The 20,510-nt window shown below is 51.1% G+C and carries 19 protein-coding genes; 10 read left to right on the top strand and 9 right to left on the bottom strand.

What is annotated here, in order from left to right; all coding sequences use genetic code 11:
- Positions 1 to 42: 42 nt before the first annotated feature.
- On the bottom strand, positions 43 to 1,464 hold the full coding sequence (argH, locus tag O3276_RS12340) for an argininosuccinate lyase (RefSeq protein WP_269675891.1): 1,422 nt from the start codon (positions 1,462 to 1,464) through the stop codon (positions 43 to 45).
- Positions 1,465 to 1,801: 337 nt separating this feature from the next.
- Here argH and O3276_RS12345 point away from each other — a divergent pair, with 337 nt between their 5' ends.
- The 3 genes from O3276_RS12345 (at position 1,802) to hemC (ending at position 4,634) form a co-directional block, all read left to right on the top strand.
- Positions 1,802 to 2,806 carry a sensor histidine kinase gene (locus O3276_RS12345; protein ID WP_269675892.1) on the top strand — a complete coding sequence of 335 codons (1,005 nt, stop codon included), beginning with the start codon at positions 1,802 to 1,804 and terminating at the stop codon, positions 2,804 to 2,806.
- 43 nt (positions 2,807 to 2,849) lie between these two features.
- Complete coding sequence (locus tag O3276_RS12350) at positions 2,850 to 3,587, top strand: LytR/AlgR family response regulator transcription factor (RefSeq protein ID WP_269675893.1); 738 nt, start codon at positions 2,850 to 2,852, stop codon at positions 3,585 to 3,587.
- A 114-nt stretch (positions 3,588 to 3,701) separates the two neighbouring features.
- A complete protein-coding gene (gene hemC / locus O3276_RS12355) occupies positions 3,702 to 4,634 on the top strand; it encodes a hydroxymethylbilane synthase (RefSeq protein ID WP_269675894.1) in 933 nt (310 codons plus the stop codon).
- 48 nt (positions 4,635 to 4,682) lie between these two features.
- Here the strand turns inward: hemC and O3276_RS12360 are convergent, their stop codons facing one another.
- Positions 4,683 to 7,058 carry a hypothetical protein gene (locus O3276_RS12360; protein ID WP_269675895.1) on the bottom strand — a complete coding sequence of 792 codons (2,376 nt, stop codon included), beginning with the start codon at positions 7,056 to 7,058 and terminating at the stop codon, positions 4,683 to 4,685.
- A 218-nt stretch (positions 7,059 to 7,276) separates the two neighbouring features.
- Here O3276_RS12360 and O3276_RS12365 point away from each other — a divergent pair, with 218 nt between their 5' ends.
- The 6 genes from O3276_RS12365 (at position 7,277) to O3276_RS12390 (ending at position 13,137) form a co-directional block, all read left to right on the top strand.
- Positions 7,277 to 8,032, top strand: coding sequence for a uroporphyrinogen-III synthase (locus O3276_RS12365; RefSeq protein WP_269675896.1), 756 nt, complete (start codon positions 7,277 to 7,279; stop codon positions 8,030 to 8,032).
- A gap of 89 nt (positions 8,033 to 8,121) precedes the next feature.
- Entirely contained in the window at positions 8,122 to 9,432 is a 1,311-nt protein-coding gene (locus tag O3276_RS12370; protein WP_269675897.1) for a uroporphyrinogen-III C-methyltransferase, read from the top strand.
- Positions 9,429 to 10,667, top strand: coding sequence for a heme biosynthesis HemY N-terminal domain-containing protein (locus tag O3276_RS12375; protein ID WP_269675898.1), 1,239 nt, complete (start codon positions 9,429 to 9,431; stop codon positions 10,665 to 10,667). The genes O3276_RS12370 and O3276_RS12375 overlap by 4 nt, the downstream gene beginning before the upstream one ends.
- Positions 10,664 to 11,041 carry a DUF423 domain-containing protein gene (locus O3276_RS12380; protein ID WP_269675899.1) on the top strand — a complete coding sequence of 126 codons (378 nt, stop codon included), beginning with the start codon at positions 10,664 to 10,666 and terminating at the stop codon, positions 11,039 to 11,041. Before O3276_RS12375 ends, O3276_RS12380 begins: the two co-directional genes overlap by 4 nt.
- A 91-nt stretch (positions 11,042 to 11,132) precedes the next feature.
- Positions 11,133 to 11,864, top strand: a complete 732-nt coding sequence (gene trmB, locus O3276_RS12385; protein WP_269675900.1) for a tRNA (guanosine(46)-N7)-methyltransferase TrmB — start codon at positions 11,133 to 11,135, stop codon at positions 11,862 to 11,864.
- A 628-nt stretch (positions 11,865 to 12,492) separates the two neighbouring features.
- The gene (locus tag O3276_RS12390; protein WP_269675901.1) at positions 12,493 to 13,137 is read left to right on the top strand and encodes a hypothetical protein; all 645 of its coding nucleotides are present in this window, start codon (positions 12,493 to 12,495) and stop codon (positions 13,135 to 13,137) included.
- A gap of 11 nt (positions 13,138 to 13,148) precedes the next feature.
- Here the strand turns inward: O3276_RS12390 and hemW are convergent, their stop codons facing one another.
- The 6 genes from hemW to O3276_RS12420 all read right to left on the bottom strand — a co-directional run bounded on the left by hemW (position 13,149) and on the right by O3276_RS12420 (position 17,888).
- Complete coding sequence (gene hemW, locus O3276_RS12395) at positions 13,149 to 14,300, bottom strand: radical SAM family heme chaperone HemW (RefSeq protein WP_269675902.1); 1,152 nt, start codon at positions 14,298 to 14,300, stop codon at positions 13,149 to 13,151.
- A 22-nt stretch (positions 14,301 to 14,322) separates the two neighbouring features.
- On the bottom strand, positions 14,323 to 14,946 hold the full coding sequence (rdgB, locus tag O3276_RS12400) for an RdgB/HAM1 family non-canonical purine NTP pyrophosphatase (protein ID WP_269675903.1): 624 nt from the start codon (positions 14,944 to 14,946) through the stop codon (positions 14,323 to 14,325).
- Between the two features lie 79 nt (positions 14,947 to 15,025).
- Positions 15,026 to 15,535 (bottom strand): DUF4426 domain-containing protein, encoded by a 510-nt coding sequence (locus O3276_RS12405; protein ID WP_269675904.1) that lies wholly within the window; start codon positions 15,533 to 15,535, stop codon positions 15,026 to 15,028.
- Positions 15,536 to 15,707: 172 nt separating this feature from the next.
- Positions 15,708 to 16,310: a methionine biosynthesis protein MetW gene (metW, locus tag O3276_RS12410; RefSeq protein ID WP_269675905.1), complete on the bottom strand. Its 603-nt coding sequence runs from the start codon at positions 16,308 to 16,310 to the stop codon at positions 15,708 to 15,710.
- A complete protein-coding gene (gene metX / locus O3276_RS12415) occupies positions 16,307 to 17,452 on the bottom strand; it encodes a homoserine O-succinyltransferase MetX (protein ID WP_269675906.1) in 1,146 nt (381 codons plus the stop codon). The genes metW and metX overlap by 4 nt, the downstream gene beginning before the upstream one ends.
- Positions 17,453 to 17,663: 211 nt before the next feature.
- Positions 17,664 to 17,888 carry a hypothetical protein gene (locus O3276_RS12420; RefSeq protein ID WP_101745280.1) on the bottom strand — a complete coding sequence of 75 codons (225 nt, stop codon included), beginning with the start codon at positions 17,886 to 17,888 and terminating at the stop codon, positions 17,664 to 17,666.
- Positions 17,889 to 18,221: 333 nt separating this feature from the next.
- On the opposite strand from O3276_RS12420, the gene O3276_RS12425 reads away from it, so the two are divergent.
- Positions 18,222 to 18,455: a cell division protein ZapB gene (locus O3276_RS12425; protein ID WP_101745279.1), complete on the top strand. Its 234-nt coding sequence runs from the start codon at positions 18,222 to 18,224 to the stop codon at positions 18,453 to 18,455.
- A gap of 28 nt (positions 18,456 to 18,483) precedes the next feature.
- Here O3276_RS12425 and O3276_RS12430 read toward each other — a convergent pair whose 3' ends face one another.
- Positions 18,484 to 20,415, bottom strand: coding sequence for an ATP-binding cassette domain-containing protein (locus tag O3276_RS12430; RefSeq protein ID WP_269675907.1), 1,932 nt, complete (start codon positions 20,413 to 20,415; stop codon positions 18,484 to 18,486).
- Positions 20,416 to 20,510 lie beyond the last annotated feature (95 nt).

Below are 20,510 nucleotides of genomic sequence, written 5' to 3' on the forward strand. Positions count from 1 at the left end.
TTCCCATGGGTTTTCATGGGAATAGAAGGCCACCGCCACACTTTAAAGTGTTTTACGGGCATTCAGCACAGCCTGCCGGACCTGCTCTGGCGCTGTACCACCGAGATGATTACGGGCGCTTACCGAGCCTTCCAGCGTCAGGACATCAAATACATCCTGCCCGATCGTATCGGAGAAAACCTGAAGCTCCGCCAGCGTCATCTCAGACAGGTCCCGGCCTTCCTGAATACCAAAGGCCACGGCCTTACCCACCACTTCATGGGCATTCCTGAAGGGCATGCCACGGCGCACCAGGTAATCCGCCAGATCGGTAGCGGTACTGAAACCCCGGCGAGCGGCTTCCAGCATGTTCTCTTTGCGGGCCTGAATATGCGGCACCATATCAGCAAACGCCCGCAGACAATCCCTGAGGGTATCCACCGTATCAAACAGCGGTTCCTTATCTTCCTGATTGTCTTTGTTGTAAGCCAGCGGTTGTGATTTCATCAAGGTCAGCAATGACACCAGATGGCCATTGACCCGGCCGGTTTTGCCTCTGACCAGTTCCGGCACATCGGGGTTTTTCTTCTGCGGCATAATGGAAGAGCCGGTACAGAAGCGATCTGGCAGGTCAATAAAGTTAAACTGCGCTGAAGTCCACAGCACCAGTTCTTCAGACATGCGTGACAAATGCGTCATGATCAGGGCCCCGGCGGCACAGAACTCAATGGCAAAGTCCCGGTCACTGACGGAGTCCAGAGAGTTGCGGGAAGGGCGCTCAAAACCAAGGGCAGAAGCCGTATATTCCCGATCAACAGGGTAGGTGGTGCCTGCCAGTGCAGCAGCACCCAGAGGGCTGATATTAACACGCTTGCGGCAGTCCTGCAGGCGCTCATCGTCACGCACCAGCATCTCATACCAGGCCATAAGGTGATGACCGAAGGTCACAGGCTGCGCTGTTTGCAGATGGGTAAAGCCTGGCATGATGGTGTCGGCTTCACGCTCGGCAACCACCAGCAGGCCGTGCTGCAGGCGCTTGAGTTCTGCTGATATGGCGTCAATCTCATCACGCAGCCATAAACGAATGTCGGTAGCGACCTGGTCATTTCTGGAGCGCCCGGTGTGCAGTTTTTTGCCGGCAGCGCCAATGCGATCCGTCAGGCGAGCCTCGATATTCATGTGGATGTCTTCAAGCTCAATGGACCAGTCGATACGGTCCTGCTCAATATCCTCAAGAATACCTTCAAGGCCAGAGATAATGGCATTGAGTTCATCTTCGCTCAGAATACCCGCCCGGTGCAGCATCCGGGCATGGGCCATTGACCCCTGAATATCGTGGCGATAAAGGCGTCGGTCAAAATCAATAGAAGCGGTAAAACGGGCAACAAAGGCATCGACACCTTCGCTGAAACGCCCACCCCATTGTTGATTAGAGCTGTGGTTACTGTGCTTTTCACCCTGATCTGCTGAATGGCTTGCCGACATTAATCTCTTCCCCACCCGGTTCTCATTTTTTAAAGACGAACGTACAATCAATACCGCTCCGGCATTGGCGCGTTGTGAGCGGAGGCATTATATCGGTGTCATGGCTTGATTGCATCGCCCACAGCCTCCTTCCGGGCAAGAGAATAGACAGACTTCCGATAACAATAATGAACTGCCTTTTACCTGAGAGGCCGCCTGAGATAAACAGCCCCTGATAAAAACGGGTTCTCAAATAAGTACTTAGCATTGAGAACAAGAGCCGCCCTATGATGATCCAGCCCCGGCACAACAAAGATGACTTTTTCTCCCCGACCTTGGGTCAGGTCAGTCGGTGTTTATGCTGGTGCTGATTTCTGAGTTGTTTGTCCTGGTTCAGGTGCTTGCCCTGCCTGGCGAGGTCGACTTCAGCTGGACACGACTGGCCATGCTGTCACTGTTTGTTCAGTGGATTGTGCTCTCCAGCAGCGCCTTTCTCTATCTGGCCAGGCCTTTCCTGAAGGGGCTTCCCATCTGGCAGTCGGTTATGATTTCTCTGTTGGGCGTACAGATCATTACGCTGCTGCTTACGTTGCTCTCTCAGACCTTGCTGTCGCCTGTTCACTTTGCACCGGACTGGCAGCAGGTCAACCGCAATCTGCTGGCGGCACTGATTATCTCGGCCATGCTGCTGCGCTATTTTTACATTCAGTATGAAGTCAGTTTGCAGCAACAGGTTATCCACAATGCCCGCCTCGACTCATTGCAGGCGACGATGCGCCCGCATTTCCTGTTTAATTCCATGAACATTATTGCCAGCCTGATTCAGGTCAACCCTGAAAAAGCAGAGCAGGCGGTGGAAGACCTGTCAGACCTGTTCAGGGCCAGCCTGCAAAATCCCGGTCAGAACAAGAGTGCGGTCGTCCCCATCCAGAAAGAGATACAGATCAGCGAAAGTTACCTGAGAATCGAGCAGCAAAGGCTGGGTGAGCGCCTTGAGGTCAAGTGGCTGGTTGGTGAACTTCCGCACAGGCTGTCTATTCCTCCCTTTACCTTGCAGCCTTTGGTGGAGAACGCCATTTACCATGGCATTCAGCCGCTGGAGGCCGGTGGCTTCATTACCATCAGCATCAACATTGATCAGCAAATGGTTCAGATTTCTGTAGAAAATCCGATGCCATATACTGAGACCATTTCCAAGGGCAATCAGATTGCCCTGAACAATATCCGTTCCCGCCTGGCGATGCTCTATGGCAGCAAAGCCAGCCTGACTACGGATATCCGGGAGCATTCCGGGGTCAAATGGTACACGGCGCAGGTGCGCTATCCCTGCCAATGGGACAACGCTGTTGATTTACAAATTTGATAAGAACATTGATAAATTACTGACGGGAACCGATCACTGAACAATGAATGTCCTGATTGTTGATGATGAGCCACTGGCCCGGGAACGGCTGAGACACCTGATTGGCCGGATTGATAACTTTATGGTGCTTGAACATGAGGCCAGCAATGGACGGGATGCCATCGATCTGTGCAGCCAGTACCACCCCGATATCGTATTGATGGACATTCGTATGCCCGTAATGGGCGGGCTGGAGGCTGCCAGGTATATCAGCGCCATGGACCAGCCACCGGCCGTGGTTTTCTGCACCGCCTATGACAATCATGCCCTGGAAGCGTTTGATGCCCAGGCCGTGGGTTACCTGCTGAAACCGATTCGTCAGGACCATTTGCATCAGGCATTACAACGTGCCAGCAAAGTGAATCGTCTGCAACTGGCCTGGCTGAACGACCATCTGCCAGAGCATCAGGCGCAGGGCCATATCGCCGCCAAAACCCTGCGCGGTATCGAGTTGGTTCCCCTGAATGATGTGCTCTACTTTATGGCGGATAATAAATATGTGACGGTCCATCATCGCCAGGGTGAAGTGCTGATTGATGATTCGCTCAAAACCCTGGAAGAAGACCACAGCCAGCACTTTGTCAGAATTCACCGAAATGCGCTGGTGCGCCGTGATGCCATTGAAAGTCTGTCCCGGGATGATAAGGGGCACTGTTTTATCCATCTCAGGGAGGTGCCACAGCCACTGTCCATCAGCCGACGTCATGTGCCGTTGATCAAAAAAATCATGCAATCCCTGTAACGTCTGACCTCCCTTCCGGGCTCTGCTTGGCCAACAGAGCCTGCCTCTGTCTCTTAAAGCCGGTCTGTCGTATTATCTCTCACAACTGTTTGAACAATAGAAGCCATCAATCCTGTGAAAACCGTTCGTATCGCCACCCGTAAAAGCGCCCTTGCCCTGTGGCAGGCGGAATATGTCAAACAGCAGCTGGAACACCATCATCCGGATATCCGGGTCGAACTGGTCAAAATGACCAGCCAGGGCGACCGCATTCTGGACGCGCCACTGGCGAAAATTGGTGGCAAGGGGCTGTTTGTCAAAGAGCTGGAAAATGCGCTGCTGGAAGGTCGTGCCGATATTGCGGTGCATTCCATGAAGGATGTCCCCATGGAGTTTCCCGAAGGGCTTGGTCTTGGGGTTATCTGCCCGCGGGAAGACCCACGGGATGCCTTTGTCTCCAATCACTATGCTTCTCTGGACGAACTCCCACCGGGTGCCGTTGTTGGCACATCAAGCCTGCGCCGGCAGTGTCAGATACTGGCTGCCCGTCCTGATCTGACCATTCAGTTTCTGCGGGGTAATGTGAATACCCGTCTGGCCAAACTGGATGACGGTCAATATGACGCTATCATCCTGGCAGCCGCAGGATTGATTCGACTGGCGATGGCTGACCGCATTCGCAGTTACCTGGATACCACGGTGAGCCTGCCAGCGGCCGGACAGGGTGCCGTCGGTATTGAGTTACGCCAGGATGACGAGCAAACCAGACAACTGATTGCCCCTTTGCACGACGAGCACACGGCCATCCGGGTGGGTGCTGAACGGGCCATGAACAGACGACTGAACGGTGGTTGTCAGGTCCCGATTGGCGGATTTGCAGAACTGGACGGAGACCGTCTATTTCTCAGAGGCCTGGTCGGCAGCCCTGATGGCCAGACCATTTATCGCAGTGAAGTGACCTGTACCGCTGAAGAGTATGAATCTGCGGGTATTCAGGTGGCTGAATCACTGCTGAAACAGGGGGCGGATAAAATCCTTGCTGGATTGAGCTCTGCGGAGGGCAGTTAAAGCCGCCTTCCGACGGCGTTGGTGTTGAAAACTACTCTTGATTAAAACCTAAAGAATATCGTCAAAATCAATAAACTCTTCTTCCTGAGAAGAAAGAAATGTCAATGCTGTTGCGGGATCCGAGCCAGTAAATCCGGGCTCAACGCCAGCGGGTATTGGTACAAATCCGGTACTGGATGGCACTTGTGGTGCCTCCATCCATCCAAAATTTCCCACCCCACTGAGTGCACCAAATAAGCCCGTGGATCCTGACGGGGGCATTGATTGTGACGCAGATCCAACATTTTCTGACCTGCCGGGTGCGCCAAATAAGCCCGTGAATCCTGATGGGGGCTCTGATTGTTGTGCCGCAGATCCAACATTTTTCGACCCACCGGGTGTGCCAAACAAGCTCGTGGATCCTGACGAGGGCACTGATCCAAACCCAACATTTTTTGACCCGCCGGGTGGACCAAACAAGCTCGTGGATCCTGACGAGGGCTCTGATCCAAACCCAACCTTTTTCGACCCGCCGAGTGGAACAAACAAGCTCGTGGATCCTGACGAGGGCTCTGATCCAAACCCAACCTTTTTCGACCCGCTGGGTGGACCAAACAAGCTCGTGGATCCTGACGAGGGTTCTGATCCAAACCCAACCTTTTTCGACCCTCCGGGTGAAGCAAACAAGCTCGTGGATCCTGACGAGGGCTCTGATCCAAACCCTGCATTTTTCGACCCGCCAGGTGGACCAGACAAGCTCGTGGATCCTGACGAGGGCTCTGATCCAAACCCTGCATTTTTCGACCCGCCAGGTGGACCAAACAAGCTCGTGGATCCTGACGAGGGCTCTGATCCAAACCCTGCATTTTTCGACCCGCCGGGTGGACCAAACAAGCTCGTGGATCCTGACGAGGGCTCTGATCCAAACCCTGCATTTTTCGACCCGCCGGGTGGACCAAACGTCAACCCACTGAGTGTACCAAATAAGCCCATTGGTCTTGACGGGGGTACTGATTGTTGTGCCGCAGATCCAAAACTAAACCTACTGGGTGCATCAAAGAAGCTCCTGGATACTGACGGGCTTTCAGATGCCAAACCTCCAGAATCGCCACCAAAAATTCCACTCTGACGGGGTATGTTTGAGCGTTCCATACCGCACCGACCCATTGGCCTATGGCTTGCCGGAAGCTTTGGACCATTTCTGAGATCATGGCGATTAATACCATAACTCCTGAATTTATCCACGGCATCCAGGAATACTGTGAAGTTAAATACCTTTTTTTCAAAATCAAATACTTCACTCAACTTGATGGCATAAGCCTGTTCTTTACTATACCTGCAAACAATCTCAATTTTATCACCCCAGTAATCAAATGGCGTTTTTAAATACACTTTGGTTTTATCATCAAAATAGGCCGGATAGTTCTTCATGAGTTTACTCATCACAAGCTCACACCGAACACAGTTAATAATATTTGAAACAGCCTCATTCACTGATTTGGATTCATTCAGGATCTTTGAATCCAATCGAACTTCGAATGGATGATTCACCCCATCTATAAAAAAGTTTCTGACCAGGGAGAAATCCATATCCGTTGACTCTGCCAAACCGGGAATCAGCTCATGAGGATTTGGATTTGACAGTGAAATCATTGATGTGATTTCAGGTACCCCCCACCCCCCGGACTGCTCTCTGTCATTCTCAAGCGCAGCGCGCAAATCAATAAGGGATTTACTGACCGCCGTATTTGATAAGGCTTGTTTGGCGTCCTGGATTCTATCTCTAATAGTATTTTCACTTTCATCCGTCATATTTTCTGAGCTTATTTTACGTCTGACAGACTTTGTATTGTCAATGGTATGCTCATAACCCTGATTAAATGTTCGTTCCAGGGTGGTTATACACTCTTCTGCTCTCCAGTGGTTTTCATCAAATTGCTCAACCAGGTTCTTCAAATCATTTTCTTTGCCATACTTTCTTTCCATTTCATTCTTTTGTTCCTCAGTTATATTCTCCACACGCAATCCAGAGGCTTTAATACCGGAATAGCCCAGTTGCGTTACAATAAGTTCGTCTACTAATTTGCCGTATTGATGAAGGAAGCCATTCGCACTTCCATGGTCCGGAAACATTGAATATGGATATGGACAATCAGGCACCACTGCTTTGTCATTTCCTTTGTGGACATATAAGCAATCTTTTCTCTCGCATTTTTGCTCAGCTTTCTTCAACCATTCAGTACCGCTGTTATAAAAGATATTTTCTTTATCGTGCGGCTTTTCACTTCTGCAGGTAGCACATATTGTTATAGCTGTAGCTTGATTGTCGGCGGTCATTTTCCTGATAAGACATTCCTGGTGTTCAAAATGATGGCAAGGTCTTTCTATAATGCCTTTTTCTTCCGAGAATAGTGCCTCTTGACAGATTGGACAATTATCAGACATTCGACTTTTAACTGTATCCGTGTGACTCAGCCTATGCCCGTTTAATAAAACTATTTCAGTGATGGATGTTGGTGTAAAATTCGATTCGACTCGAGTGTTTGCATTCGTTACTTGCACATTTGTTTCCATGAATAATATTCTCTGTCTGGTTGATTGCACTTGACGTCTGAGTAGCACCAACTCTGACTTATTGGATAAAGAATTAGTTCAACTGCATAATGAAACTGTCTCATATTCGCGCATTGGTAACCCGCCCTGAGCCTCAGGCACAGGCTTTGGCAGATGCCATCAAGAAAACTGGTGGCCAGGCCTGGCCCGTGCCCATGCTTGCTATTGATGCGCTGGCAGAAACACAGGCAATGACAGACTGCCTGCTGATGCTCGACCAGTTTGACCATATTATTGTCACCAGTCGTCCGGCCGCCCGCCTGGGCGTAGAGCTGATCGAACGGTACTGGCCACAGCTACCAATTCACTGCCAGTGGTTTGCCATTGGCAGCAGCACAGCGACGGAACTTGAGCAGTTTGCGATCAGGGCTGACTATTCAGAAACCGGCGTAGACAGTGAGGCCCTTCTTACCCTGGATGCATTTCACCACGTTCAGAACAAGAAGGTCCTGATTATCAAGGGAGTGGGGGGACGGGAGGTGCTGAAAGAGCAGCTCACTCATGCCGGTGCCACGGTCCACACACTGGACGTTTACCAGCGTTCCTGCCCCACCTACGAACGCAATGCAGTGGTAAAAAAGTTGGAAAGCCATTCAATCAATGTCATTCTCTGCGGTAGCGGCGAAACCCTGACAAACCTTGGGTACTATTTACCCATGCCCCATCGAGCTGGCTACCGGCTGCTTGTTCCCAGTGAACGGGTTGCCAGGGAGGCCCATAGCCTGGGTTTCCAACAGGTAACCAATACCGGTGGCGCCAGCAACGAGATGATGTTGCAAGCATTGGCCCAAATCTGCCTCTTGTGAACAATGAGCGGGAACCTTGAAAGAAGTGCCCGGGCAAGAGATAGAAAAACAAGGGAGACTATCCTCTCGAACAATCGGAAGGCCCAAGCGTGAGCGATACAGACCAGAACACAGACCGTTTACCAGATAATACCCCTGAAGGTGTTCAGCAGAAAACCGACATCCATTCAGCGAAAGAGTCCCATTCAGAACAGCAAGCCAGCAAAAAACACCAAAGCAAAGGGTCAGGTAAAGGTCTGGCAGGCTTGGCCCTGTTACTGTCCGCCTGCGCCCTTGGCCTCAGTGGCTACATCGGCTGGCGGGCCATGCCACTGGAACAGAACCAGCCGGTTCTGCTTGAGGGCATGGACCAGCTGCAGACACAGATTGCACGACAACAGGCCAGGCTGACCACGGTGGCACAAAACACCGCCACCGATATAGAAAGACACGAAGAACAGTTGCAAGCCCTGCAACAGCGGGAAGCCAGACTGTTATCCCGGGTTGATACCCTGTCCAGCAAAGTCCGGGAACTTGAAGGTTCCACACGCAACCAATGGCGTATTGCCGAAGTCGAATACCTGCTGCGCCTGGCCAATCAGCGACTGCTGACGGTCAATGATGTTACCGGTGCCCTTGAACTGATGACCAGTGCCGGGCAGATACTGGGGCAACTGGATGACTACACTCTCTTTCCGGTCAGAGAGGCCCTGGCAGAAGATATAGCGGTTCTGAAAGCGACCACCCTGCTGGATCAGGAAGCTATCTGGCTGCGACTGCAAGCCATTGCGGATTTGATCCCCGGTCTTGTGATCCTGGATGATGGCCATATTGCCGATGTGGCCAGTGCCGCGGACCCCGGATCAATGGTCACTGATGAAACTAAACCACCAGCGGACAGAACCTGGCAGGAAACCATCAAGGCCATAGTGCTGGACACCTGGCACCGTTTCACCAGACTGTTCCGTATTAATACCCAGCGAGAGCAACCCATTGAAGTATTGCTGACACCGGAACAGGAGCAGTTAATCCGTCAGAAGATGCTGATGTTGATCGAACAGAGTAAACTCGCGCTGATTACCGGACAACAGACGATTTATCAAAACAGTCTCAAACAAACCAGCGACTGGCTGAGTCGCTATTTTATGCTCGGTGGTGATGTCAGCAATCAGCTGGCTACAGAGCTTGCTGAACTGGAAGGGCTCTCCATAACCCCCGATATGCCCACTATTCATCGTTCTCTGGAGGCTTTGAAAGAGCACCAGTCCAGCTCAACTCTCACACCAGCAGACGATGATTCAACCACCGAGCCGGAAGAAAACCAGACAACACCCGCATCACCCGGTGGCGATGATGGGAAAAGCAGTTCGCCATTGATAGAGCCGGATCAGCCTGATGAACAGGGAGTGCAACTTTCATGAAAGGGTTTGCACTGTTCCTGACCATTGTTTCTGCCTGTTTCTTACTGGCCAATATCATGGTCAACGACCATGGTTATGTGCTGATTGCTTACGATGAGATGACCTTTGAAAGCAGTCTCTGGGGTTTGCTGCTGCTGGTTGTCATTTCCCTTGGCCTGGTCTGGCTGGCGGTGATTATGGGTCGATTACTGCTGGGCACATTCAGTGTTATCTACCCACTGTCAACGGGTGCCCGCAAAGCCAGGGCCAGAAAGCTGTTTGATCGGGGTCTGGCTGAGTTTACCAAAGGGCACTGGCGAAAGGCGGAGCGACTCCTTGGGCAGGCGGCGAAAAACAGTGAATCACCGTTAATCAACTATCTGGCCGCCGCCAGGGCGGCCCATGAAGCAGGAAATCATGAAGCCAGCGCCAACTGGCTAAGACAGGCGGACAGCAAGGCACCGGGCGCAGAAATGGCGATAGGTATCACCCAGGCACAACTGCAACTGGCCAGTAACCACCTGGAACAGGCGCTGGCCACATTGACCCATCTGCACAAGAAGTATCCACGTCATGGCTACATTCTGAAAATGCTCAAGCAGGTCTATATCCGTCTGAATGACTGGCAATCACTGGAAAAACTGCTGCCCAGGCTGCGCAAGCAAAAAGTGATTAAGGACGACGAATATCACCAGCTGGAACAACAGGCATTCAAAGCGCTGTTCGAGCAGGCTTATAACTACGGCCGAAACCGTGTCTCCAGTGAAGAGAAAACCAAACCGGCGGATGATATCTGGTCCGACCTGAGCCACAGTCAGAGGAAGGATCCGGCTATCCTCTATCGCTACTGTGACTGTCTGGTACGACTGGGTGCCGGGGAAAAAACCGAACTGCTGCTGCGGGAAAATCTTCATCACTGCTACAGCGAGCCATTGATCCGCCTTTACGGCAAAACGCCGGGTAAAGACCTGAAAAAGCAACTGCTGTTTGCAGAATCGCTGCTTAACCAGCGGACCAATGACCCTGAACTGTTACTGGCCCTTGGTCGCCTGGCACTGCGCAATGAACTCTGGGGTAAAGCCCGGGAGTATCTTGAAGCCAGCCTCAGGCTCCGGAAAAGTGTTGATGTGTATAACGAACTGGGCCATCTGCTGGCACACCTTGATGAGTTTGAAACCAGCTCACGCTATTTCCAGGAAGGCCTGTTGTTAGCGGCTGACAGTGCAACCCATCTGCCGGGGCTGCATAAGTCATGAATGCCCTGTTTATTGGAGCCATCAGCGGTATGACTGCCGTGGCACTGAGCGCCTTTGGCGCTCATGCGCTGGAGGGCGTTCTCTCTGAGCGGGCAATGGACACTTTTCAGACCGCCGCAGACTATCAGTTCTACCATAGCCTGGCACTGGTGTTTGTGGCCTTACTGGGAACAAATTACCCGAACTCAACAAAGTTGAAGTGGAGCGCTGGCCTCTTTGCTGTGGGCATTGTTCTGTTTTCAGGAAGCCTCTATCTCTTGAGTTTGAGCGGCATCCGCTGGCTGGGGATAATTACCCCGCTTGGAGGTGTTTCATTCATCATTGGCTGGTTGATACTGGCCTTTTTTGCTGCCAGAGATTATTCCCGCATCTGAGAGGCTGCTGAGAATAGACAGCCGCTAAAATTTGCATTTTACGCCCCGAGCAGTATCTTACGCCGATCATTTTCTACCAACTCAAATCTCCATGAACGATACTGTAAAACCGGCCGATGAGGCTGATGAGCCACAACAGGAAACGCTCCACAAGCGTCAAATCAAGAGTTTTGTGCTCCGTGCTGGCAGGATGACCACGGGCCAGCAAAGGGGCTGGGATGAGTGCTGGCAGGACTGGGGACTGACTCTGGAGCAAGGCACAGAGGGTTTCCTGAATGCCTTTACGGATGCAGCACCCCGGGTTCTGGAAATTGGCTATGGCATGGGGCACTCCCTGGTCACCATGGCGACACAGGAGAGCGATAAGCAATTCATTGGTATTGAAGTACACCGCCCGGGTGTCGGCAGCCTGCTTAATGAAGCCCGTCTGGCAGGCATCAACAACCTGAGAACCTATTGCGACGATGCGGTTGAAGTGCTGAAGCAGTGTGTACCCGATGGTAGCCTGTCACGGGTACAGATTTACTTCCCAGACCCATGGCACAAGAAACGCCACCACAAACGCCGCCTGATTCAACCCGCTTTTATTGAGTCTATTCGTCCCAAGCTGGACATCGGTGGCATTATTCACCTGGCCACTGACTGGGAAAATTATGCCGAACAGATGCTGGAAGTGATGAACTCAGCAGAAGGCTTTGAGAACATGGCCGCCGAAAACGGTTATTCGCCAAGACCGGATTTTCGTCCGCTCACCAAGTTTGAAAAGCGTGGTCATCGATTAGGGCACGGGGTTTGGGACCTGCTGTTCAAGCGCATCCGGTAGATGGCCCGCCCCATATTGCCCTGTAACGTTAACAGATAAACGTCGATGGCAATATATAACCCTGCAGACAAATTATAGCCGTTCTCAATTTCAGGTAGAGGAGAAGGTGCCACTCGATCTAAAACTATCTTATAGAATAGACATCTATACACCCATTAAATTCACTTAATGGGTGTATAAAATGGCAGATCCGCTTCGTCCAAACCCGTTTCAACCCATCCCGAATTTTTCTGCCACGGAAATGCCAGGGCAGCGACATCCAAATCAACCGCCAAAGTGCAGTGAGGTTCCGTCAGATAAACAACTACCAACAGCTCCCCGGCACCACGAGTCCGTGACGAAAAATCCGAGAGAGTTAACGGCACATAGTATAACGACGGAAAAAACCACGGCTCACTCCGACCATTTCAAAGGCCGTGGCAAAACAATGTATGACCAGCAATCGGCCAGACCGTCATCGCAAATGGCACGGATCCGGCCAAATCTTTTGAATACCAGTAACCGCACGTTACTGGCCGCATCAGGCCAAACAAACCCCGCCAGAACCATTTCCCAAAAAGCAAGCATAAGCGACTGCGAGCTACCGACCCGACCCAAGCCTTCGGAGCCCGGTGGTTTTGAGAATAAGTTGCAGGAGATGGAGCAAAGGATATGCCAAAAAAAAGCTGAATTTAAGGTAAAAGAAGGAGCTATCAATAAAGAATTTGTGGTAGGCATTGGCCAGCCATTTAAAAAAAATCTCGCGCCTTTTTGGCAGAGATCCTCCGCTACAACGTTGACTCAACCGCCTGTGCTCAGCTGTGAAAGGCAACTCCCTGCGAACTGCCCGAACGCCCCGGGAATAACTATTCACTCAACCTGTAAGGTTCTGCACACACCTGAAAATATTGCACCAACCATAGAATTAGTCGTGGAGGAACATATTAAGTGCGCGACAATCAACGTTGGCAAAAGTCTTCAATCTCTTCGCAAGGCTTTACTGGATGTGTACAAACAACTCTCCTGGAAAGCAACATCAACATGGAACGCAGCTATTGCCTTTAATAGCAGTCAAGGCAGCCTGGATATGTTGGCCGGTCAATACCAGGCAAAAAATATTGGCAGCCTGCCCCCTGCGGATATTGGTAAATTCAGGGATGATGTACAAAAGTGTGTTCATAAGTTTATAGAGGCAACAAAAGAGATAAAATCGGATCGCAAAAAGCTTGTCACCTTAGTAATCAATATCTCCATGTCTTCAGCAGACGAGCCCGACAGAACCGGCAATACCTGACAGCGAATCACTCACGCAAACAATTCCAGCAAATCATTCAGAAAAAGCCGACCGGTAGGAGTAGGCTTGAGCCTCGACGCTAAAGGTTCCAGCAACGCTTTTTGCCGGGCAAGTTTCAGTTGCTGGTGGATACCGCTTAATGTCTGTCCCGTTCGCTCACCATAAAGCTGTGCATCAACGCCTTCATGCAGTCGCAGTACATTCATCATAAATTCGATGGGCAGCTCATCGGCTTCCAGCTCCCGTCGCCCTGCCTCAAAGGCATGGGAAATATAGCTGTCGGCAGCCAGGTAATCTGCCGGCATGCGGGTTTTCCAGTTACGGTAAATCAGCCCGGTAGACGCATGGGTTAACTTGCCATGGGCACCGGCACCGATACCGATATAGTCACCAAACTGCCAGTAGTTCAGGTTATGTTTTGAGTGACGCCCGGGCTGACTGTAGGCAGAAATCTCATACTGTTGAAACCCCGCTGATGCCAACAGGGCCTGCCCGGCTTCCTGAATATCCCAGAGCGTATCATCCGGCGGCAATGCCGGTGTTTTGGTGTAGAAAACCGTATTGGGCTCAATGGTCAGCTGATACCAGGAGATATGCGCTGGCTTAAGGTCAATGGCCTGCTTCAGATCGTAAAGCGCATCCTCCGGAGATTGCTCCGGTAAACCATGCATCAGATCGATATTGATATTGCTGAAGCCATGGCTGGTGATTGCGGCAATGGCCTGTCGCGCTTCATCGGCACAATGAATACGCCCGAGGGCGGCCAGCTTCTCATCCTGAAAGCTTTGCACACCTAATGAGAGCCGGTTCACACCCGCCTCCAGATACGCCTGAAAGCGATCGTGCTCATAGGTACCGGGATTAGCTTCCATGGTGATCTCAATATCATCCGAGAACCCTACCCGTGCCTGAAGGCCGATAAACAGCTGCTGATAAGCGTTTGCCGTCAGCAGGCTGGGAGTGCCACCGCCAATAAAAATGGAATGGATCGGGCGTCCCTGGACGCTGTCCAATTCGTTGTCGATATCATGCAGCAACGCTTTGATGTAGGCATCTTCAGGAATATCGCCGGTGATCCTGTGCGAGTTGAAATCACAATAAGGACACTTTTTCACGCACCATGGCACATGAATATAAAGACTAAGGGGAGGAAGCTTAAGCATGTTAACAGCACTGAAGCAGGCTTCAGTGTTTTCTCTCCTTGAGGCGGGCAACCAACTGCTGCAATGCCCGGGCTCGATGGCTCAGTTGATTCTTTAACTCTGAAGGCAGTTCCGCCGCCGTACAGTGCTCTGCGGGCACCAGAAACAGGGGGTCATAGCCAAACCCGTGTTCTCCCAGGGCTTCTTCAATGATATACCCTTCCCACTGGCCATGGGCAATAACCGGCGTGGGGTCATGTTCATGGCGCAGGTAAACCAGCACACAGTGAAATCGTGCGGTTCGCTCGGCTGACTTAAGCCCCTGTAATCGATGCAACAGCTTCTGGTTATTATCAGCAGCGGAAGCATCGGGCCCTGCGTAACGGGCAGAGTAGATGCCCGGCTCGCCATTGAGATAATCAACCTCAAGGCCCGAATCATCAGCAATAACCGGAAGGCCTGATATTCCGGCAGCATAGCGGGCCTTGATAATGGCATTTTCAATAAAGGTCAGGCCCGTCTCTTCCGCTTCCGGCCAGGTTGAACCGATACCAAACTCACTCTGGGGTTGCATCAGAATCCCCAGAGGCTCGAACATCTTTTGAAACTCCGCCAGCTTGCCCTGATTACCACTGGCAAGCACCACCTTGCGAATCCCCTCATTCATACTGTTTCCCACAATTTTGCACATGACCCCTGATTAAAATGTCTGAACTGCCATACAAACAGAACTAACAGACGACATTTTAATGGTAAAAAATCTGTTCAAAGCGAAGTGTCTCGCTTCGCGAGCTGCCCTGAGGTTTAACATCTATGGCAAATTTTAGCAGCTCTTCATCTGAAAACTTAAAATCGGCCAGATAGTAAATCGCACTGCCTTCTTTGACCTCAGAAAACTTCAGGCTGCTTTTCTGAGTCAGCAGGTTCATGGTGTGGCCACTGACCCTGCCGGTGACTGCGGTACCCAGTTCATCGGATGAAACATCACGAATGGCAATGTTGACAATACCGTACCGGCTTCCTCGACGGAGACTATATTGCTCGGCAATACCAGGCGGCACAAATGTACTGTTGAAGGCACTGAAATAGATCCGGTAGTTGCCCATTTCAATGGGTTCCTGATTCATCACCCGGGCTTCCGGAATCTGGCTGTCAGCCGCCACCGGATTAACCATCCCGACAACGCCCAACACCAGCAGGGCCAGACATGCCATCCAACGCTGAGTCATTGACGTAATACTGCGCAGCATCGCCATTATGCAATTCTCCGGTTTTTTGATTTGTTCCAGAATAACTTCATCATTTTACACAGTCCTGGAGAGGGTCGCTGCCCGCTTCCCGCCACCCACTGCCCGCAAAAGCACAAGTAATTTCGGCTTTTCGGGTAGCGGGCAGCGGGGAGCGGGGAGCGTCTGTAAAAATGTGAAACTATTTCAGGATCGTTCCCAAGTGATAAATGGCCACTTCACCCATCAGGTTTGGCCAGACACGCCCCGCAAGGTCGCTTTTATACGATTGATCCACCACCATTCGGTCCAACACCCGGTAATTTTTCTCCCGGCACAGCGCTTCAAAGTCCCTGAAGGTACAAAAGTGAATATTGGGGGTGTCATACCAGGTATAAGGCATAAACTTTGAGACCGGCATGCGACCATAGGCGGCAAGATAGAGGCGACAGCGCCAGTGGCCGAAGTTAGGAAAAGTGACAATGCATTCCCGTCCAACCCTGAGCATCTCCTCCAGCACCAGGTGTGGGAAGTGCATCACCTGAAGTGCCTGGGTCATAATCACGGTATCGAAGCTACCATCCCTGAAGTTGCCCAGCCCGCGATCCAGGTTCTGTTCAATAACGTTTACCCCCCGCTCAATGCAGGCTTCGATATCCTGGGCATTAATTTCCAGACCATAGCCACTGACCTGCTTCTCTCGTTGAAGCTCGTGCAACAGCTGTCCATCACCACAGGCCAGGTCGAGAATCCGGCTGCCCGGGGCAACCCAGTTCCTGATAATCTCAAAATCCCCCCGGCTCATAAGCACTCCTCCGCTACCCGATGCAAATAGGCCGACAAACCTCGCACATAGCGGGGAATATCCATCAGAAAAGCATCGTGCCCCTGGGGAGCATCCACTTCAAGATACGTCACATCCTTATCCACTTTCATCAGTGCATCGACCATCTCTCTTGAACGCTCGGGGGAGAAACGCCAGTCGGTTGAGAATGAAGCAAGAAAAAATCTGGCGGTTGCCCTGCTGAGGGCATCTGGCAGGCTGTTGTCATAGTCACTGGCCGGATCAAAGTAATCCAGTGCCCGGGTCATTAACAGATAGGTGTTGGCATCAAAGCTGCCGGAAAAACTCTCCCCCTGGTAACGAAGATAACTTTCTATTTGGAACTCAACATTGTAATCGTAACTGAAGCCGTCATTTTTCAGCTCACGACCAAACCTGGCCCCCATGGCATCATCAGACAGATAAGTGATATGCCCCACCATGCGGGCAAGCCCCAAACCCTTGCGGGGAATGTTGTTCGCTTCCAGGTAACGACCACCGGCAAACTGATCATCGGACATGATGGCCTGCCGGGCCACTTCATTAAAGGCAATATTCTGGGCCGACAGCCTGGCCGCAGAAGCAATGATAACGGCATGGCGAAGTCTTTCGGGATAGGCAATGCTCCATTGCAGTGCCTGCATCCCGCCCAGACTTCCACCGATCACCGCAGCCCATTGGGAAATACCCAGATGGTCAGCCAGCATGACCTGGCTGTTAACCCAGTCTGCGACAGTGACCACCGGAAAGTCTGGCCCATAAGGTTTGCCGGTTTCGGGATTGATGCTGGTCGGCCCCGTACTGCCATGGCATCCCCCCAGATTATTGAGGGCGACAACAAAGAACCGGCGGGTATCGATTGGTTTTCCCGGGCCAATAAAGTTATCCCACCAGCCGGGCTTGCGATCTGCCATGCTGTGATAGCCTGCCGCATGATGGTGACCACTGAGGGCATGGCAGATCAGTACCCCATTGGAGCGGGACTGATTCAGCTCACCATAGGTTTCGACCATTAGCTGAAACTTGTCCAGCTGTTCGCCACAGTTCAACGACAGGGGCTGATCAAACGGTATCGCAATGGGCGCTACGAGACCAACCGAATCGGCAGGAATCAATTCAGGCATAAACTTCCTGTATCCCTTTCCTGGCCATAGCAAATTCCCAATCCGCTTAACTTTACTTAAGGTGGTTCACTATGGCGCTTCAGGCTTATTATTCATTAAAGAGCGCTCTCACACGACGAGAGCAGCAGAAATTGCAGGCAGTTTATCGTCTTCACTTTTTTTTGTCAGCTTATCCGGGATTGATGTCTGACCAGCGCCTGGCGGTGGGCCATCAGGTCCTGACGACAGGTAACTCCAAAGCCAGTTCGGTCAACGCCAGGACATGGCTCAAAAAGTAACCTTCAACCTGTCGTGAGCAAAAGTGCAGGTGTCGTTCATTAATGTATTCATCAACACTTTGGTTGTTGATCAGGGAAATATAGAAAGCCCGAATCGCCTCATCTTCAACATTCAAGGCTGAAATAATTCTGGCACAGGGCTGAGAAGTCTTGCTCATTTGGAACTCCCGAAGCGACAGGCTTCTGGGTACTTGTCTTCCTATGAAGGACTATCCTGCAATGAAACTTCATTCGGAATGGGCCCACAAGGCAACAGATTGCTCTGCTTTAAAATGCATGGTTCTGATACCGATAAATTCAACTACCGGTAAATTCAACGATTATCTTGAATTAAACCTAGTATAGTCAGGCTTTACTGAAGTATTCTTAATAGCGGTGAACTCTTGTGATCAAAACCGTGATCAAAACCGATAAAAACGTGCTATCGTAACTTTCCGCAATAGTGCAAACTATTAAATACTTTTCACAGACCTCTCGGTGCAAATGTCGTTATGTCTATTGAATCCCTAGGCCAGCTTGAATCAAGACTCCAGAACCTGATTGACAAACTGGAACTGTCAAGAATGGAAGTAGAAGACCTCAGGTCTGCTAATACCCGCCTTGAAGAAGAAAATATCCAGCTTAAGCAGGAACTCAGCGCATGGGGTGACCGTGTGAGTGCTCTTTTGGGTAAGCTGGATATCGTAACAGAGGAAGAAGCCAGCGAGCAGGAAGCTGTCGCATAAAATTATGGGGCATTCCTGCCCCACAATTTTATCCGTTGGTTTCGGCGTTTTCGATGGCCTCCAGGGCTTCCATCCATGCTTCTTCTGTTTCCAAGGCCTGCTGTTTAAGTGCTGTTTGCCGGGTTAGCAGCTCTTTCAATTTTTCTTTGCCGGTTTCTTCGTAGATCAAAGGGTCAGAGAGCCGTTCTTCAACCTGCTCAAGAGACGCTTGCAGGTCTTCCAGCTGACTTTCCAGTTGCTCCGCTTTTTGCTTCAACGGCCTTAGTGCTTTTCGCCTTTCAGCCTCCTGCCGTCGTATGTCTTTCTTCTGTTGTGCGTTTTGTTGTGAAGAGCCAACCAGTTCCCCACCATTCTCTTCGCTTCTGGTGCTTCGCGATTCATTACGTTCCTTAGAGCGAAGGTGAACCAGCCATTGGCTGTAGTCATCCAGATCACCTGAATACTCTTCCATGCGGCCATCATGAACCAGATAAAGCTCGTCCGTGGTGCTGCGAATCAGGTTTCGGTCATGGGAAACCAGAATCACCGCCCCCTCAAATGACTGTAAGGCCATGGTCAGGGCCAGACGCATATCAAGATCAAGATGGTTGGTTGGCTCATCAAGCAGCAACAGGTTTGGCTTCTGCCAGCCAATGATCGCCAGGGCCAGTCTCGCTTTCTCACCACCGGAAAACCCCTGAATCGACTCCAGTGCCTTATCCCCATGAAAACCAAACCCGCCAAGAAAGTTTCTCAACGTCTGCTCTTTGGCCTCCGGCGAAAGCCTTTGCAGATGAAGCAGAGGGCTGGCATTGAAATCCAGACTCTCCAGCTGGTGCTGGGCGAAGTAGCCAATGCTTAAGTGCTCTCCCAGATGGACCTTGCCGGAAATCAGTGGCAATTCCCTGGCAAGCGTTCTGATCAGGGTGGACTTACCAGCGCCATTCGCACCAAGTAGCCCGATACGGCTGCCAGGTTGAATATTGATGCTGAGTTTTAATAACGGCTTATCACCATAACCGAGTTCAGCCGTATCCAGTACCAGTAACGGTGCAGACATCTTATCGGCTTCCGGAAAGGCAAAAGAGAACGGTGAATCCACATGGGCCGCTGAAATATCTTCCAGCCTTGCCAGCGCCTTCAGGCGACTTTGAGCCTGCTTGGCCTTGGTCGCCTTGGCCCTGAAACGTTCAACAAATTTTTCCATATGAGCCCGCAGTTTCTGCTGCTTCTCAAAGGCAGCCTGCTGCTGTTGCAGTCGCTGTGCACGCAGATGCTCAAAAGCTGAATAGTTGCCACGGTACTGGAACAGTGTCTGATGTTCTATATGGAGTGTGTGATCCGTAATGGCATCGAGGAAATCCCGGTCATGGGAAATAACCAGCAACGTTCCCGGGTATCGCTTGAGAAAGTTTTCCAGCCAGACAATGGCATCAAGATCCAAATGGTTGGTGGGTTCATCCAGTAACATAATGTCTGACGGGCACATCAAGGTCTTGGCCAGATTCAGACGCATCCGCCATCCACCGGAAAAGTCGCGGACATTTTTTTTCAGTACCTGGTGATTAAAGCCCAATCCGTGCAACAACTGTTCTGCCCGGGAACGGGCTGTGTAACCATCGGCACTTAGCAGTTGCTCATGGAGATCGGCCAGTTTTTCGTGCTTTCCTGCGGCTTCTGCCTCAGTAATCGCCTGCTCTATCCGGCGCAGCTCAATATCACCATCCAATACATAATCCACGGCATTTCGGTCCAGGACATCAATTTCCTGAGCCATATGCGCCAGTCCACGGCCCTTATCAAACGCGAGTTCACCTTTATCTGGTTGCAAATCTCCGGTAAGCAACGCAAGCAGGCTTGATTTGCCACACCCATTAGCACCCACAAGGCCAACGTGCTGACCGGAATGGATAATTGTTGATGCATTCTCCAGAAGGAGCTTGCCAGACCTTAAAAGGCTGATGGAATTCAATGTGATCATTGACATGGTCTAATTATGGACGACCGATCAGACCAATAATAAAGGAGAGGCCTATCGTGACGCCGGAAAAAACATACTGCTACCTGCAAGAGAAT

The organism is Endozoicomonas sp. GU-1 (assembly GCF_027366395.1).
Classification (GTDB): domain Bacteria; phylum Pseudomonadota; class Gammaproteobacteria; order Pseudomonadales; family Endozoicomonadaceae; genus Endozoicomonas.

Bases quoted from the DNA above. Each gene is read 5' to 3' on its own strand.
- argH (WP_269675891.1), bottom strand. From the start codon at position 1,464: ATGTCGGCAAGCCATTCAGCAGATCAGGGTGAAAAGCACAGTAACCAC.
- O3276_RS12345 (WP_269675892.1), top strand. From the start codon at position 1,802: ATGCTGGTGCTGATTTCTGAGTTGTTTGTCCTGGTTCAGGTGCTTGCC.
- O3276_RS12350 (WP_269675893.1), top strand. From the start codon at position 2,850: ATGAATGTCCTGATTGTTGATGATGAGCCACTGGCCCGGGAACGGCTG.
- O3276_RS12360 (WP_269675895.1), bottom strand. From the start codon at position 7,058: ATGTCTGATAATTGTCCAATCTGTCAAGAGGCACTATTCTCGGAAGAA.
- O3276_RS12365 (WP_269675896.1), top strand. From the start codon at position 7,277: ATGAAACTGTCTCATATTCGCGCATTGGTAACCCGCCCTGAGCCTCAG.
- O3276_RS12375 (WP_269675898.1), top strand. From the start codon at position 9,429: ATGAAAGGGTTTGCACTGTTCCTGACCATTGTTTCTGCCTGTTTCTTA.
- O3276_RS12380 (WP_269675899.1), top strand. From the start codon at position 10,664: ATGAATGCCCTGTTTATTGGAGCCATCAGCGGTATGACTGCCGTGGCA.
- trmB (WP_269675900.1), top strand. From the start codon at position 11,133: ATGAACGATACTGTAAAACCGGCCGATGAGGCTGATGAGCCACAACAG.
- hemW (WP_269675902.1), bottom strand. From the start codon at position 14,300: ATGCTTAAGCTTCCTCCCCTTAGTCTTTATATTCATGTGCCATGGTGC.
- rdgB (WP_269675903.1), bottom strand. From the start codon at position 14,946: ATGAATGAGGGGATTCGCAAGGTGGTGCTTGCCAGTGGTAATCAGGGC.
- O3276_RS12405 (WP_269675904.1), bottom strand. From the start codon at position 15,535: ATGGCGATGCTGCGCAGTATTACGTCAATGACTCAGCGTTGGATGGCA.
- metW (WP_269675905.1), bottom strand. From the start codon at position 16,310: ATGAGCCGGGGGGATTTTGAGATTATCAGGAACTGGGTTGCCCCGGGC.
- metX (WP_269675906.1), bottom strand. From the start codon at position 17,452: ATGCCTGAATTGATTCCTGCCGATTCGGTTGGTCTCGTAGCGCCCATT.
- O3276_RS12420 (WP_101745280.1), bottom strand. From the start codon at position 17,888: ATGAGCAAGACTTCTCAGCCCTGTGCCAGAATTATTTCAGCCTTGAAT.
- O3276_RS12425 (WP_101745279.1), top strand. From the start codon at position 18,222: ATGTCTATTGAATCCCTAGGCCAGCTTGAATCAAGACTCCAGAACCTG.
- O3276_RS12430 (WP_269675907.1), bottom strand. From the start codon at position 20,415: ATGATCACATTGAATTCCATCAGCCTTTTAAGGTCTGGCAAGCTCCTT.